Origin of the sequence: Pseudomonas sp. Leaf59, assembly GCF_920984685.1 — a bacterium.
Taxonomy (GTDB): Bacteria; Pseudomonadota; Gammaproteobacteria; order Pseudomonadales; family Pseudomonadaceae; genus Aquipseudomonas.
The window spans coordinates 171,260-185,112 of sequence record NZ_CAKLBR010000007.1 but is presented as its reverse complement, the minus strand read 5'-3'; the positions used below and the strand labels follow the sequence as shown (position 1 = coordinate 185,112).

Sequence of the window (13,853 nt, the reverse complement as noted above, 5' to 3'; positions counted from 1 at the left end):
CGGGAGCAAGCCCCCTCCCACATGGTATTTCAGCGCCTGTCAGAGCTCGCCAAGCCCGTCGATCAACGCCTGGTTCTGCTCAGGCGTACCGATGCTGATCCGCAGGAACTGGGCAATCCGCGCCTGCTTGAAGTGCCGTACGATCACCCCTTGCTCACGCAGCTTCGCAGCCAAGCCTGCAGCATCATGGTGTGGGTGACGGGCAAAGATGAAGTTGGCCGCCGACGGCAGCACTTCAAAGCCCTTCCCTTCCAGTTGCGTCACCAGCGTCTCACGGCTGTCGATCACCAGTTGACAGGTCTTGGCGAAGTACTCGCGGTCCTCGAACGCCGCCGCCGCGCCGGCAATCGCCAGGCGATCCAGCGGGTAGGAGTTGAAGCTGTTCTTGACCCGCTCCAGCGCTTCGATCAAATCAGGGTGGCCCACGGCCAGGCCCACGCGCAAACCGGCGAGTGAGCGCGATTTGGACAGGGTCTGAGTGACCAACAGATTCGGGTAGCGATCCACCAGACTGATGGCGGTGTCGCCGCCAAAATCGATATAGGCTTCATCGACCACTACCACCGAGTCGGGGTTGGCCTTGAGGATCTGCTCCACGGCGTCCAGCGCCAGCACGCAGCCGGTCGGGGCATTCGGGTTGGGGAAGATGATCCCGCCGTTGGGCCTGGCGTAGTCCGCCGCACGAATCTGGAACTGATCGTCCAGCGGCACCGGTGCGGACGTGATGCCGTAGAGACCGCAGTACACCGGATAGAAGCTGTAGCTGATATCCGGGAACAACAACGGCAGGTCGTGCTGGAACAGGCCATGGAAGATGTGCGCCAGTACCTCGTCAGAGCCGTTGCCGAGGAACACCTTGCCGGTATCGATCCCATAATGGTTGGCCACGGCCTGCTTGAGCAGGTCGCTGTTGGGATCCGGGTACAGGCGCAGGTTGTCGTTCAACTCGGCCCGCATTGCTGCCAGCGCCTTGGGCGATGGGCCGTAGGGGTTTTCATTGGTGTTGAGCTTGACCAGTTTGGTCAGCTTGGGCTGCTCGCCAGGCACGTAAGGCACCAGGTCCTTGACGAAGGGGCTCCAGAATTTGCTCATGTGTCATTTCCCCTCTTCAAGGATGCGGTATTCGGCGCTGCGCGCGTGGGCGCTCAGGGATTCACCACGGGCCAGCACCGAGGCGGTCTTGCCCAGTTCGGAGGCGCCTTGTGGCGAGCAGAAAATGATCGACGAACGTTTCTGGAAGTCGTACACCCCCAGCGGCGACGAGAAACGCGCTGTGCCGGAGGTGGGCAGCACGTGGTTGGGACCCGCGCAGTAGTCGCCCAGCGCTTCGCTGGTGTGGCGCCCCATGAAGATCGCACCGGCGTGGCGAATAGACGGCAGCCAGGCTTGCGGATCGGCCACGGACAGCTCCAGGTGCTCCGGCGCGATGCGGTTGGCCACCTCGATGGCTTGCTCCATGTCGCGCACCAGGATCAGTGCGCCGCGACCATTGATCGACTTCTCGATGATCTCGGCGCGGTCCATGGTCGGCAGCAGCTTGTCGATGCTGGCGGCGACCTTGTCGAGGAACTCGGCGTCCGGGCAGACCAGAATCGCCTGGGCGTCTTCGTCGTGCTCGGCCTGGGAGAACAGGTCCATGGCGATCCAGTCAGGGTCGGTCTGGCCGTCGCACACCACCAGGATTTCCGAGGGGCCGGCGATCATGTCGATACCAACCTGACCGAACACATGGCGCTTGGCGGTGGCCACATAGATGTTGCCGGGGCCGACCACCTTGTCCACCTTCGGCACGCTCTCGGTGCCATAGGCCAGGGCTGCAACTGCCTGGGCGCCGCCGATGGTAAATACGCGGTCAACGCCGGCGATGCAGGCCGCCGCCAGCACCAGCTCATTGATTTCGCCGCGCGGAGTCGGCACCACCATGACCACTTCGGTCACGCCCGCCACCTTGGCCGGAATCGCGTTCATCAATACCGACGAGGGGTACGAGGCTTTACCGCCCGGCACGTACAGACCCGCACGGTCCAGTGGCGTGACCTTCTGGCCAAGCACGGTACCGTCGGCCTCGGTGTAGCTCCAGGAATCCTGTTTCTGCTTTTCGTGATAGCTGCGCACCCGCGCCGCCGCCACTTCCAGGGCTTCGCGCTGCGGGCCGGTGATGCGCGTCAGTGCGAGCTCCAGGCGCTCGCGCGGCAGGATCAGGTCAGCCATGGATTTGACGTCCAGGCCATCGAACTGGCGGGTGAAGTCCACCAGCGCCGCATCACCGCGCTCGCGCACGGCCTTGATGATGTCGAGCACTCGCCCGTTGACCGAGTCGTCGGACACGCTTTCCCAGCTCAGCAGATGATCCAGATGATGGGCGAAATCCGGGTCGGCAGCGTTGAGTCGGGCAATTGCAGTGGACGTGGTCATAGCGAGGGCCTCATAGGATTGGCAAAAATGCTCAGGCGCCGAACGTTAGCAGTCGATCCGCTTGGGCACCTGAGAATTCTGGCTATGAGGCGGATAGACGGGCGCGACCTAAGGCCGCGCGGGTGAGTCAACCGCGGTGTCGCGACTCCACTGCCTTGCGCAGGGTGTCGATCAACGCCTGGATACGGGCATGCTGCATCTTCATCGATGCTTTGTTGACGATCAGCCGGGAGCTGATATCGGCAATGAAATCCTGGGGTTCAAGCCCGTTGGCACGCAGGGTGTTGCCGGTGTCGACCACGTCGATGATCTTGTCGGCCAGGCCGATCAGCGGCGCCAGCTCCATCGAGCCATAGAGCTTGATGATATCGACCTGGCGGCCTTGTTCGGCGTAGTAACGCTTGGCAACGTTGACGAACTTGGTGGCCACCCGCAAGCGGCCTTTAGGCTCGACATCACCGACACGGCCGGCGGTCATCAGCTTGCACAGGGCAATACGCAGGTCCAGCGGCTCGTACAGGCCCTGGCCGCCGTATTCCATCAGCACGTCCTTGCCGGCGACGCCGAGGTCGGCCGCGCCATGCTCGACGTAGGTCGGCACATCGGTAGCCCGCACGATCAACAGGCGCACGTCGTCCTGGGTCGTGGGGATGATCAGCTTGCGGCTCTTGTCCGGATTCTCGGTCGGCACGATGCCCGCTTCAGCCAGCAGGGGCAACGTGTCGTCAAGGATGCGGCCCTTGGACAGTGCGATGGTCAACATGGGAACGTCAGTCCTTCATCAGGCAATTGCGGTCTGGTCGCAAACGGCGCCAGACACAGATCGAGGCCGTGACAGCCTCGACTTGAAACAAATTCAGCACACCGCTCACTTAACGGCAAGCACCTCACTGTAGCGAGCGGGCTTGCAACGCGCTGGGTTGCGTAGCGATCCCAAAAAGCGGGACTGCTGCGCAGTCCAACGCGGGGCAAGCCCGCTCGCCACAAAAGCCCGCTTGCCACAAAAGCTCGCTCACCGCAGGAGCCCACTTGCCGCAACAGCGGCGGTGTTTACGGCGCCAGGACTAGCCCGGTACGCGGCGGATCTTCGCGCCGAGCATCTGCAGTTTTTCTTCGATGCACTCGTAACCACGGTCGATGTGGTAGATGCGGTCGATGAGGGTGTCGCCGTCAGCGCACAGCGCCGAGATCACCAGACTGGCCGACGCCCGCAGGTCGGTAGCCATCACTGGCGCGCCCTTGAGCTTGTCGATACCGGTGACGATGGCGGTATTGCCTTCAACCTGGATCTTGGCGCCCATGCGGTGCAGTTCGTACACGTGCATGAAACGGTTTTCGAAGATGGTCTCGATCACCGCACCGGTGCCTTCGGCGATTGCGTTCAGGGAGATGAACTGCGCCTGCATGTCGGTCGGGAACGCCGGGTACGGAGCGGTGCGCACGTTAACGGCTTTTGGCCGCTTGCCGTGCATGTTCAGCTCGATCCAGTCTTCACCGGTGGTGATTTCAGCACCGGCTTCCTTGAGTTTTTCCAGAACGGCTTCAAGGATGGTCGGATCGGTGTCCTTGACCTTGACGCGGCCACCGGTAACGGCGGCGGCAACCAGGTAAGTGCCCGTCTCGATACGGTCCGGCATCACTTTGTAGGTGGCCGAGTGCAGACGCTTCACACCGTCGATGGTGATGGTGTCGGTGCCGGCGCCGCTGATATTGGCACCCATCGCGATCAGGAAGTTGGCCAGGTCGACCACTTCCGGCTCGCGCGCGGCGTTTTGCAGGACGCTGCGGCCGTTGGCCAGGGCCGCGGCCATCATGATGTTCTCGGTGCCGGTGACGCTGACGGTATCGAAGAAGAAATTGGCGCCACGCAGGCCGCCTTCTGGCGCCTTGGCCTTGATGTAGCCGCCTTCAACGTCGATGACCGCGCCCATGGCTTCAAGGCCACGGATGTGCAGGTCGACCGGACGCGAGCCAATGGCGCAACCGCCAGGCAGGGCCACTTCAGCCTCGCCGAAACGGGCAACCATGGGGCCCAGCACCAGGATCGACGCACGCATGGTCTTGACCAGTTCGTACGGGGCGATCAGGGTCTTGATGGTGCGGGGGTCGATTTCGACCGAGAGTTTCTCGTCGATCACCGGCTCGATGCCCATGCGACCGAACAGCTCGATCATGGTGGTGATGTCGTGCAGGTGCGGCAGGTTGGCCACGGTGACCGGGCCATCGCACAGCAGGGTCGCTGCCAGAATCGGCAAGGCGGAGTTTTTCGCACCGGAGATGCGGATCTCGCCATCAAGGCGGGCACCGCCGGTAATAATCAATTTATCCATAAGAATCTCGACGCCTTGGGGGCTCAGGTGCGCTCGGCCCAGGCCGCGCGGCTGAAAAATTTCATAGTGACCGCATGGATGCTGCCATCGGTGATCCATGGGTTCAAATGGGCATAGATCTGCTGCTGACGCTTGACCGGGCTCAATGCCGCCAGTTCATCGCTAATCACGTTCAGCTGGAAATTGCAGCCTTCGCCTTCAACTTCTACGGTCGTTCCCGGCAGCTTTCCTTCGAGAAAGCTCTTAACTTCTAGGGCCTGCATGTTCAACCTCTATCGGCGCCCAGTGCGCACGGGTCGCACATCATACAAAAAAGCCCCGCGCCTGCGAACCCCGCATAGCAGGACTCTGACGGGGGGCTCCTGTAATAACGTGTATTAAGGATGCGCCAGCAGCTCGGTCAGACCGGAAACCTCGGCGATCTCACGCATGTCCTCGGGCAGCGCACGAATGCTGAGCGGCTTGTTGGCCGCTTCGGCATCACGCATGAAGCACAGCAACAAGGACAAACCTACGCTGCTGGACTTGGTCACCGCCGAGCAATCGAGCACCAGCGCAGGTGCGCTGCTGGCCTGGATCAGCGCCTGGCCCTGCTTGCGCAGGTCAGGCCCGGTACGGTAATCCAGCACGCCACTGAGGAACAGCTCGCCGGCAGCGCCCATACGAACAGCCGACTCGGTCATTGCGCAGACTTCCCGGCTTCTTTGTCGGAGGTTTCCTTGGCCTTGGCCACTTCACCGGCCCAACCATTGATGGTCTTGTCCAGGTCGTTGCCATTGCGCTGCATCGCGTCGGCGAACTGGTCACGGAACAGTTTGCCGATGTTGATGCCGTTGATGATCACGTTGCGCAGCTTCCACTCGCCCTTGACCTTCTCCAGCGTGTACTGCACAGGGTACACCGCGCCATTGTTGCCTTTGACGCTCATGTTGACGCTGGTGCGGTCACCCGATTCGTCGCCGGCCGGGGCCACGGTAATGCCCTGGTTGTTGTACTCGAGCAAGGCGTTGCCGTAGAACTGGAACAGCCCGCGCTTGAAGTTTTCCTGGAAGGTCTGCATCTGCGCCGGCGTGGCCTTGCGCGAATACTTCACCGTCATGATGCTGCGGGAGATGCCTTCGGCATCCACGACCGGGCCCACGATGGTGTCGAGCGCGTTGTAGAACTGGCTCGGGTCCTGTTTGTACTTTTCTTTGTTGGCCGTCAGGTCAGCCAACATCTTGTTGGTCGTGTCCTGCACCAGGTCGTGGGCAGAACCTGCCGCGTTTGCCATCAGCGGCAACGCTGCAAGCAGTACCAGCAGGCCACGTCGCAAGGTAGAGATCATGAACAGATTCCTCATTTGGCGTCTTTATTGACCGTGTTGAGCAGGAACTTACCAATCAGGTCCTCAAGCACCAGCGACGACTGCGTGTCGTGGATGGTCGAACCATCCTTGAGCAGGGCTGTTTCCCCACCCACGCTGACACCGATGTACTTCTCACCGAGCAAACCCGCAGTGAGGATAGATGCTGTGGAGTCAGTCGGCAGGTTATCCACCTTCTTGTCCAGTTGCATCGTCACTCGCCCGGTGAAGCTGTCGCGATCCAGATCGATTGCCGTGACCTTGCCGATGGTGACACCGGCCATGGTCACTTTAGCTCTGACAGTCAAACCGGCGATATTGTCGAAGTACGCGTAAAGTTTATAGGTATCGGCGGTGGGGCTGGCCGAAAGACCGCTGACCCGCAGGGCCAGCAACAGTAAAGCCAGGATGCCAGCCAGCAAGAAAAGGCCGACACCGATTTCCACAGTGCGGTTTTGCATCAGAAGTCTCCAAACATCAAGGCGGTCAAAATGAAGTCAAGGCCCAGTACCGCCAGCGAGGCGTACACAACGGTCTTGGTGGTGGCACGGCTGATCCCCTCTGAAGTGGGCTCACAGTCATAGCCTTGGAATACGGCGATCCAGGTCACGACAAACGCGAAGACAATGCTCTTTATGATGCCGTTGAGCACATCACCCGTGAAGGTCACGCTGTTTTGCATGTTGGCCCAGTAGGAACCGTCATAGACGCCCAGCCAGTCCACGGCAACCCAAGAGCCGCCCCAGATGCCCACCACGCTGAAAATCATCGCCAGCAGCGGCAGGGAAATGAAGCCGGCCCACAGGCGTGGGGCAACGATGTACTTGAGCGGGTCCACACCGATCATTTCCAGGCTGGACAACTGCTCGGTGGATTTCATGTTGCCGATTTCGGCGGTCAGTGCAGAACCTGCGCGCCCGGCGAACAGCAGCGCGGTCACCACCGGCCCCAGCTCACGCAGCAGCGTCAGGGCAACCAACTGGCCTACCGCCTGTTCCGAGCCATAGCTCGAAAGGATGTTGAAGCCTTGCAGCGCCAGCACCATGCCGATGAAAACCCCGGACACCACGATGATCACCAGCGACATCACGCCCACAGCGTGCAATTGCTTGAGCAGCAGGCCAAAGCCACCGCCGATGCCACCGCGCCCCAGCAGGGCGTGGAACAGGAAAATGGTCGAACGACCCAGCACTTCGATGATATCGATGCCGGACCGACCGAAAAGGCGAACCTTCTCGATAAGAGATGTCTTGCGCATCAACGCTTCCCCAGAAGGTCTGAGCGGTAATCCGCTGCCGGAAAATGAAAGGGCACCGGACCATCGGGATCACCGGTCATGAATTGGCGAATGCGCGGGTTGTCGGCGTTCATCAGCTCTTCGGGCGTGCCCTGCCCCAGCACCTGGCCATCGCCGACGACATACAGGTAGTCGGCGATGCTCGCCGTTTCGGCCAGGTCGTGGGAGACCACGATACTGGTGATTCCCAGCGCATCGTTGAGCAGACGGATCAGGCGCACCAGGACACCCATGGCGATCGGGTCCTGGCCCACGAAGGGCTCGTCGTACATGAGGATCTGCGGATCCAGGGCAATGGCTCGCGCCAGCGCGACACGGCGCTTCATGCCGCCTGACAGTTCGTCCGGCATCAGGTCGATGGCTCCGCGAAGGCCGACGGCCTGCAGTTTCAACAACACGATGTCACGAATCATCTCGTCGGACAGCTGGGTATGCACCCGCAACGGGAAGGCCACGTTCTCGAACACGTCCAGGTCTGTGAACAGCGCGCCGCTCTGGAACAGCACACCCATGTGCTTGCGCGCGTCGAACAGATCACTGCGCGACAGCGTCGGCAGGTTCTGGCCATTGACCCACACTTCGCCGGCGCTGGGCCGCAACTGCATGCCCATCAGACGCAACAGGGTGGTCTTGCCGCAACCGGAAGGCCCCATGATGCCCGTGACCTTGCCGCGGGGAATGCGAATATCGACGTTATTGAAGATGCTGCGCGTCCCGCGCTTGAAGGAAAGGCCCTTCAGCTCGACCGCGTAGGCGTTATCGGCACTCATCTAAACTCCTTGGGATGCGGACTCACACTCAGACACCACGTGAACGACAAACGTTTACACGCTTGCGCAATATAAATAGCCGCGTGTGCTGGGCGGGCCGAACAAGCGGCGAACTATATCACCGCTGGTGCAGAGCCCCCAAGGCCGGAACATCGCTCGTTCAGAATCAGGACAGCGAAAAAACCGCGAGGATGTAACCGAGTGTAAATTTGCGCCTATCGAATAAACCCTGACGATCTAGCGTGAGGGAATTGTTCATTACCGCTATAATCGCCGACTTTTCGTCAGGCTATACGACTTCAGACATGAGCCAATCCAGCGACCTCATTCAATCCGCACAACGTACGATCCGCCTGGAGCTTGAAGCCGTAGAAGGCTTGCTGGCCCATATCGACGCGGATTTTGTACGCGCCTGTGAGCTGATTCTGGCCAGCAAGGGCCGCGTTGTGGTGGTCGGCATGGGCAAATCCGGCCATGTCGGCAATAAGATTGCCGCCACCCTGGCGAGCACCGGTACCACCGCTTTTTTCGTGCACCCGGCTGAAGCCAGTCATGGCGACATGGGCATGATCACCCGCGACGACGTGATCCTGGCCCTGTCCAACTCCGGTACCACCAACGAAATCGTGACCCTGCTGCCGCTGATCAAGCGCCTGGGTATCCAGATGATCAGTGTCACCGGCAACCCGGAGTCGACGCTGGCCAAGGCCGCCGACGTCAATCTGAACGTACACGTGACCCACGAAGCCTGCCCGCTTAACCTGGCGCCGACCTCCTCCACCACCGCCACCCTGGTGATGGGCGATGCGCTCGCCGTGGCGCTGCTCGAAGCGCGCGGGTTCACCGCTGAAGACTTTGCGTTTTCCCACCCCGGTGGTGCCCTGGGCCGCCGCCTGCTGCTCAAGGTGGAACATGTGATGCATTCGGGCGATGAACTGCCTCACGTCCAGCGCGGTACCCTGCTCAAGGATGCGCTGATGGAAATGACGCGCAAGGGCCTGGGCATGACCGTTATTCTGGAAGCGGACGGGCGACTGGCCGGCGTGTTCACGGACGGCGACCTGCGTCGCACCCTGGACCGCACCATCGATATCCACACGGCCACCATTGATGCGGTGATGACGCCCCACGGCAAGACGGCACGCCCCGAGATGCTGGCAGCCGAAGCGCTGAAGATCATGGAAGACCACAAGATCGGCGCGCTGGTGGTGGTCAATGCCGACGACCGCCCGATTGGCGCCCTGAACATGCACGACTTGCTGCGTGCGGGAGTGATGTAAATGAGCGACGACCTGCTGCAACGCGGCAAACACATCAAATTGGCGATTTTCGACGTGGACGGCGTATTGACTGATGGCCGCCTTTACTTCCTCGAAGATGGCAGCGAATTCAAGACGTTCAACACCCTCGATGGCCAGGGCATCAAGATGTTGATGGCCGCAGGCGTGCAAACGGCCATTATCAGTGGTCGAAAAACACCCGTTGTGGAACGCCGCGCACAAAACCTGGGTATTCCTCACCTGTATCAGGGCCGTGAGGATAAACTGGTGGTGCTCGACGAGCTTCTTGGCCAACTCAACCTAAGCTATGAGCAGGTCGCCTACCTGGGTGACGACTTGCCGGACTTGCCGGTGATTCGCCGCGTGGGCCTGGGCATGGCCGTCGCCAATGCTGCTGCGTTCGTGCGTGAACACGCCCATGGCGTCACGACCGCCCGCGGCGGCGAAGGCGCCGCCCGCGAGTTCTGCGAGCTGATCCTGCGTGCCCAGGGCCGCCTTGAAGCGGCCCACGCCGCCTACCTATAGAGCGTTTTATGCTGAGCAAAAAGATTCGCAACTTCCTGTTATTCGGGGTCATTGCCGCGCTGTTCCTCGCGGTAGGCTACTGGAATATCAGCCCGGAGCGCTTTCTCGACCAGCCTGTTGCGCAGGTTGACGAAGGGGTTATCGACTATTACGCAACCAACGCCTACAGCGTGCAGTTTCTGCCCGATGGCAAGGTGCAGTACGAGATGACATCGGACAAGGTCGAGCATTTGAAGGCTTCCGAAGTCACGCTGCTGACCAACCCGGACCTGAATCTGTACCGTGGCACCGAGTTCCCGTGGCACGTGACCAGCAAGCGTGGCGAGGTCAACCCGGACGGCACCGAGGTGGAACTGATCGACTCGGTGCGCGTCGCACGAACTGACGCGCAGAACCGCGACACCATCATTACCAGCAGTCGCATGACCGTATTCCCACAAAGGCAATATGCGCAGACCGAGCAAGACGTTAGAATCGACGGCGCTGGCGGTGTATCGACTGGCAAGGGAATGAAAGCGTATTTGAAAGAAAGCAGGATACACCTGCTATCGAACGTAAGAGGACAGTATGAGGCTCGTTAAAACTCTCCCTATTTTGCTCGGTCTGGGCGCAGCACTGGGAAGCGTGAGCGCCTGGGCTCTGCCGAACGATAGCCAGCAACCGATCCACATCTCGGCTGACGATGCTCAGCTCGATGACAAGCAAGGCGTCGCAACCTACACCGGCGGCGTCATCATCACCCAGGGCTCGATGAAGATCACCGGCAACACGGTGACCCTCACCCGCACCCCGGCTGGCGACATCGACGTGGTGACGTCGGTGGGTAACCTGGCCTACTTCGAGCAGAAGCAGGCCCCTGCCGATACCGGCCCGATGAAGGGCTACGGCAAGACCATCCAGTATCACGCCCAGCAGAATCGCATCGTGCTGATCGACCAGGCCAAGGTGCTGAGCCCCGATGGCAACTCCACGGAAGGTGAAAAAATCACCTATGACACCGTGAAGCAGATCGCCAACGCCGGTCGCGCCAATGGCTCCAAGGTCACTGCACCCCGTCCGCGAATCGACATGGTTATCCAGCCGAAGAAGAAGGCCGAGTAATGGCAACCCTGAAAGCCCAGCATCTGGCCAAGGCCTACAAAAGCCGTCAGGTCGTGCGCGACGTCAGCCTGTCGATCGACAGCGGCCAGATCGTCGGCTTGCTCGGCCCCAACGGCGCCGGCAAGACCACCTGCTTCTACATGATCGTGGGCCTCGTCCAGGCCGACCAGGGGCGTGTGCTGATCGACGACCTCGACGTCAGCCACCAGCCCATGCACGGTCGTGCACGCGCCGGTATCGGCTATCTGCCACAGGAAGCGTCGATTTTCCGCAAGCTGTCGGTTGCCGACAACATCATGGCGATCCTCGAGACCCGCAAGGAACTCGACCGCGACGGCCGCCGTCAGGAGCTGGAAAGCCTGCTGCAGGAATTCCACATCAACCACATTCGCGACAACCTCGGCATGAGTCTGTCCGGTGGTGAGCGTCGCCGCGTGGAAATCGCCCGCGCCCTGGCGACGGCACCCAAGTTCATCCTGCTGGACGAACCGTTTGCCGGCGTCGACCCGATTTCGGTCGGCGACATCAAGCAGATCATCCATCATCTCAAGGCCAAGGGTATCGGTGTGCTGATCACCGACCACAACGTCCGTGAGACCCTCGATATCTGCGAGACCGCCTATATCGTCAACGATGGCCAACTGATCGCCGAAGGCGATTCGGCGACTATCCTGGCCAACGAACTGGTCAAGGAAGTGTACCTGGGTCACGAGTTCCGCCTGTAGACACGGTGGTATCAGGGCGTTCGCCGACGAGCGCGCGAGTCAATGAAAACTTCAGTATTTTTATTGTCATCGCGCTCTAGGCAAAGCACCTGATATCAGGCATATAATTTGCTTATGTTTGGCGCTCGCGCGCCCTGTCGTGGATGGCGCATTGCGCCGGCGAATAAGGTGTTAAGCCCCTGCCATGAAACCATCGCTAGTCCTGAGAATGGGCCAGCAGCTGACGATGACACCGCAGCTGCAACAGGCCATCCGCCTGCTCCAATTGTCGACCCTGGACCTGCAACAGGAAATCCAGGAGGCCCTGGAGTCCAATCCGATGCTCGAACGCCAGGAAGAAGGCGACGACTTCGATAATGCAGACCCACTGGCCGACAACATCGAGCAAAAACCCAACCCGGACGTGCAGGAACCCTCCTATCAGGAAACTGCCCCCACGGTGGACAACCTCGAGGAAGGCGACTGGAACGAACGCATTCCCAACGAACTGCCCGTGGACACCGCCTGGGAAGATGTCTACCAGACCAGCGCGAGCAGCTTGCCCAGCAATGATGATGACGAGTGGGACTTCACCACCCGCACCTCCGTCGGCGAGAGCCTGCAAAGCCACCTGCTGTGGCAGCTGAACCTGGCGCCGATGTCCGACACTGATCGCCTGATCGCCGTCACCCTGATCGACTGCATCAACAACCAGGGCTATCTGGACGAGACGCTCGACGAAATTCTGGAGGCTTTCGACCCCGAACTGGATATCGAACTGGACGAGATTGAAGCCGTGCTGCACCGTATCCAGCAGTTCGAGCCCGCCGGTATCGGTGCGCGCAACCTCAGTGAATGCCTGCTGCTGCAATTGCGTCAATTGCCCGCCAGGACGCCATGGCTCGCTGAAGCCCAGCGCCTGGTTACCGACTACATCGATCTGTTGGGCAGCCGTGACTACAGCCAGCTGATGCGTCGCATGAAGCTCAAGGAAGATGAACTGCGCCAGGTCATCGAGCTGGTGCAGAGCCTCAACCCGAGGCCGGGCTCGCAGATCGAATCCAGCGAAGCCGAATACGTGGTCCCCGACGTGATCGTCCGCAAGGACAACGAGCGCTGGCTGGTGGAGTTGAACCAGGAATCCGTGCCGCGCCTGCGGGTCAACCCGCAGTACGCCGGCTTTGTGCGCCGCGCCGACACCAGTGCCGACAACACCTTCATGCGCAACCAGTTGCAGGAAGCCCGCTGGTTCATCAAGAGCCTGCAAAGCCGCAACGAAACCCTGATGAAAGTGGCCACCCAGATCGTCGAGCATCAGCGCGGCTTCCTGGAGTACGGCGACGAAGCGATGAAACCGCTGGTGCTGCACGATATCGCGGAAGCGGTGGGCATGCACGAATCGACGATTTCGCGGGTCACCACACAGAAATTCATGCATACCCCGCGGGGTATATATGAGCTGAAATACTTTTTCTCCAGCCACGTCAGCACCTCCGAAGGCGGCGAATGCTCGTCCACGGCGATTCGCGCAATCATCAAAAAACTGGTTGCCGCGGAAAATCAGAAAAAGCCATTGAGTGACAGTAAGATCGCTGGTTTACTGGAGGCACAAGGCATTCAGGTCGCCCGTCGAACCGTCGCCAAGTATCGCGAATCCCTTGGGATTGCGCCTTCCAGCGAGCGTAAGCGGTTGATGTGACGGGCGGGCCACAGCGTTCCAGTGGCAGGCGCTTTTCGCCTGTCGCTTTATGCACTGGCAACGAAGGAGAAGCTGTATGCAAGTCAACATCAGTGGACACCAGCTGGAAGTCACCAAGCCCCTGCGTGAATACACCGAGAGCAAGCTGAACAAGCTTGCGGGGCATTTCGACAAGATCACCAATGTGCAGGTCATCATGGAGGTCGACAAGCTCAAGCAGAAAATCGAAGCCACCCTGCACGTACCGAATGCCAAGCTCGTCGCCAATGCGGAACACGAAGACATGTACGCGGCGATTGACTCGCTCTACGACAAGCTCGACCGCCAACTCATAAAGCATAAGGAAAAGAATCTGCACCTGATGCAAGGTACAGGTCGTTAACTCCC

The 13,853-nt window shown here is 60.4% G+C and carries 17 protein-coding genes; 7 read left to right on the top strand and 10 right to left on the bottom strand.

Annotation, left to right across the window (positions count from 1 at the left end):
* Positions 1–39 precede the first annotated feature (39 nt).
* From hisC to LUB09_RS10505, 10 genes are all read right to left on the bottom strand, one after another.
* Complete coding sequence (hisC, locus tag LUB09_RS10550; RefSeq protein WP_231422534.1) at positions 40–1,092, bottom strand: histidinol-phosphate transaminase; 1,053 nt, start codon at positions 1,090–1,092, stop codon at positions 40–42.
* A 3-nt stretch (positions 1,093–1,095) separates the two neighbouring features.
* Positions 1,096–2,415, bottom strand: coding sequence for a histidinol dehydrogenase (gene hisD, locus LUB09_RS10545; protein ID WP_057006862.1), 1,320 nt, complete (start codon positions 2,413–2,415; stop codon positions 1,096–1,098).
* Between the two features lie 127 nt (positions 2,416–2,542).
* On the bottom strand, positions 2,543–3,178 hold the full coding sequence (gene hisG / locus LUB09_RS10540; protein WP_003188599.1) for an ATP phosphoribosyltransferase: 636 nt from the start codon (positions 3,176–3,178) through the stop codon (positions 2,543–2,545).
* 301 nt (positions 3,179–3,479) lie between these two features.
* The gene (gene murA / locus LUB09_RS10535; RefSeq protein WP_004372068.1) at positions 3,480–4,745 is read right to left on the bottom strand and encodes a UDP-N-acetylglucosamine 1-carboxyvinyltransferase; all 1,266 of its coding nucleotides are present in this window, start codon (positions 4,743–4,745) and stop codon (positions 3,480–3,482) included.
* A 23-nt stretch (positions 4,746–4,768) separates the two neighbouring features.
* Complete coding sequence (locus LUB09_RS10530; protein WP_231422533.1) at positions 4,769–5,008, bottom strand: BolA family protein; 240 nt, start codon at positions 5,006–5,008, stop codon at positions 4,769–4,771.
* Between the two features lie 114 nt (positions 5,009–5,122).
* Positions 5,123–5,428 carry an STAS domain-containing protein gene (locus LUB09_RS10525; RefSeq protein WP_231422532.1) on the bottom strand — a complete coding sequence of 102 codons (306 nt, stop codon included), beginning with the start codon at positions 5,426–5,428 and terminating at the stop codon, positions 5,123–5,125.
* Positions 5,425–6,072, bottom strand: a complete 648-nt coding sequence (locus tag LUB09_RS10520) for an MlaC/ttg2D family ABC transporter substrate-binding protein (protein WP_209988670.1) — start codon at positions 6,070–6,072, stop codon at positions 5,425–5,427. The genes LUB09_RS10525 and LUB09_RS10520 overlap by 4 nt, the downstream gene beginning before the upstream one ends.
* Before the next feature lie 11 nt (positions 6,073–6,083).
* Positions 6,084–6,551: an outer membrane lipid asymmetry maintenance protein MlaD gene (mlaD, locus tag LUB09_RS10515; protein WP_003171814.1), complete on the bottom strand. Its 468-nt coding sequence runs from the start codon at positions 6,549–6,551 to the stop codon at positions 6,084–6,086.
* Complete coding sequence (mlaE, locus tag LUB09_RS10510) at positions 6,551–7,348, bottom strand: lipid asymmetry maintenance ABC transporter permease subunit MlaE (protein ID WP_231422531.1); 798 nt, start codon at positions 7,346–7,348, stop codon at positions 6,551–6,553. Before mlaE ends, mlaD begins: the two co-directional genes overlap by 1 nt.
* On the bottom strand, positions 7,348–8,157 hold the full coding sequence (locus LUB09_RS10505; RefSeq protein WP_003216128.1) for an ATP-binding cassette domain-containing protein: 810 nt from the start codon (positions 8,155–8,157) through the stop codon (positions 7,348–7,350). Before LUB09_RS10505 ends, mlaE begins: the two co-directional genes overlap by 1 nt.
* A 305-nt stretch (positions 8,158–8,462) precedes the next feature.
* Here LUB09_RS10505 and LUB09_RS10500 point away from each other — a divergent pair, with 305 nt between their 5' ends.
* The 7 genes from LUB09_RS10500 to hpf all read left to right on the top strand — a co-directional run bounded on the left by LUB09_RS10500 (position 8,463) and on the right by hpf (position 13,848).
* Entirely contained in the window at positions 8,463–9,437 is a 975-nt protein-coding gene (locus LUB09_RS10500; RefSeq protein WP_209988666.1) for a KpsF/GutQ family sugar-phosphate isomerase, read from the top strand.
* Positions 9,438–9,962 carry a KdsC family phosphatase gene (locus tag LUB09_RS10495; RefSeq protein ID WP_057006865.1) on the top strand — a complete coding sequence of 175 codons (525 nt, stop codon included), beginning with the start codon at positions 9,438–9,440 and terminating at the stop codon, positions 9,960–9,962.
* An 8-nt stretch (positions 9,963–9,970) separates the two neighbouring features.
* Positions 9,971–10,543 (top strand): LPS export ABC transporter periplasmic protein LptC, encoded by a 573-nt coding sequence (gene lptC, locus LUB09_RS10490; RefSeq protein WP_004372088.1) that lies wholly within the window; start codon positions 9,971–9,973, stop codon positions 10,541–10,543.
* On the top strand, positions 10,530–11,063 hold the full coding sequence (gene lptA, locus LUB09_RS10485; RefSeq protein ID WP_032870591.1) for a lipopolysaccharide transport periplasmic protein LptA: 534 nt from the start codon (positions 10,530–10,532) through the stop codon (positions 11,061–11,063). Before lptC ends, lptA begins: the two co-directional genes overlap by 14 nt.
* Positions 11,063–11,788, top strand: coding sequence for an LPS export ABC transporter ATP-binding protein (lptB, locus tag LUB09_RS10480; protein ID WP_004372092.1), 726 nt, complete (start codon positions 11,063–11,065; stop codon positions 11,786–11,788). The genes lptA and lptB overlap by 1 nt, the downstream gene beginning before the upstream one ends.
* A gap of 184 nt (positions 11,789–11,972) precedes the next feature.
* Complete coding sequence (locus tag LUB09_RS10475) at positions 11,973–13,466, top strand: RNA polymerase factor sigma-54 (protein WP_209988663.1); 1,494 nt, start codon at positions 11,973–11,975, stop codon at positions 13,464–13,466.
* Between the two features lie 76 nt (positions 13,467–13,542).
* Positions 13,543–13,848, top strand: coding sequence for a ribosome hibernation-promoting factor, HPF/YfiA family (hpf, locus tag LUB09_RS10470; RefSeq protein WP_003171804.1), 306 nt, complete (start codon positions 13,543–13,545; stop codon positions 13,846–13,848).
* Positions 13,849–13,853: the final 5 nt, after the last annotated feature.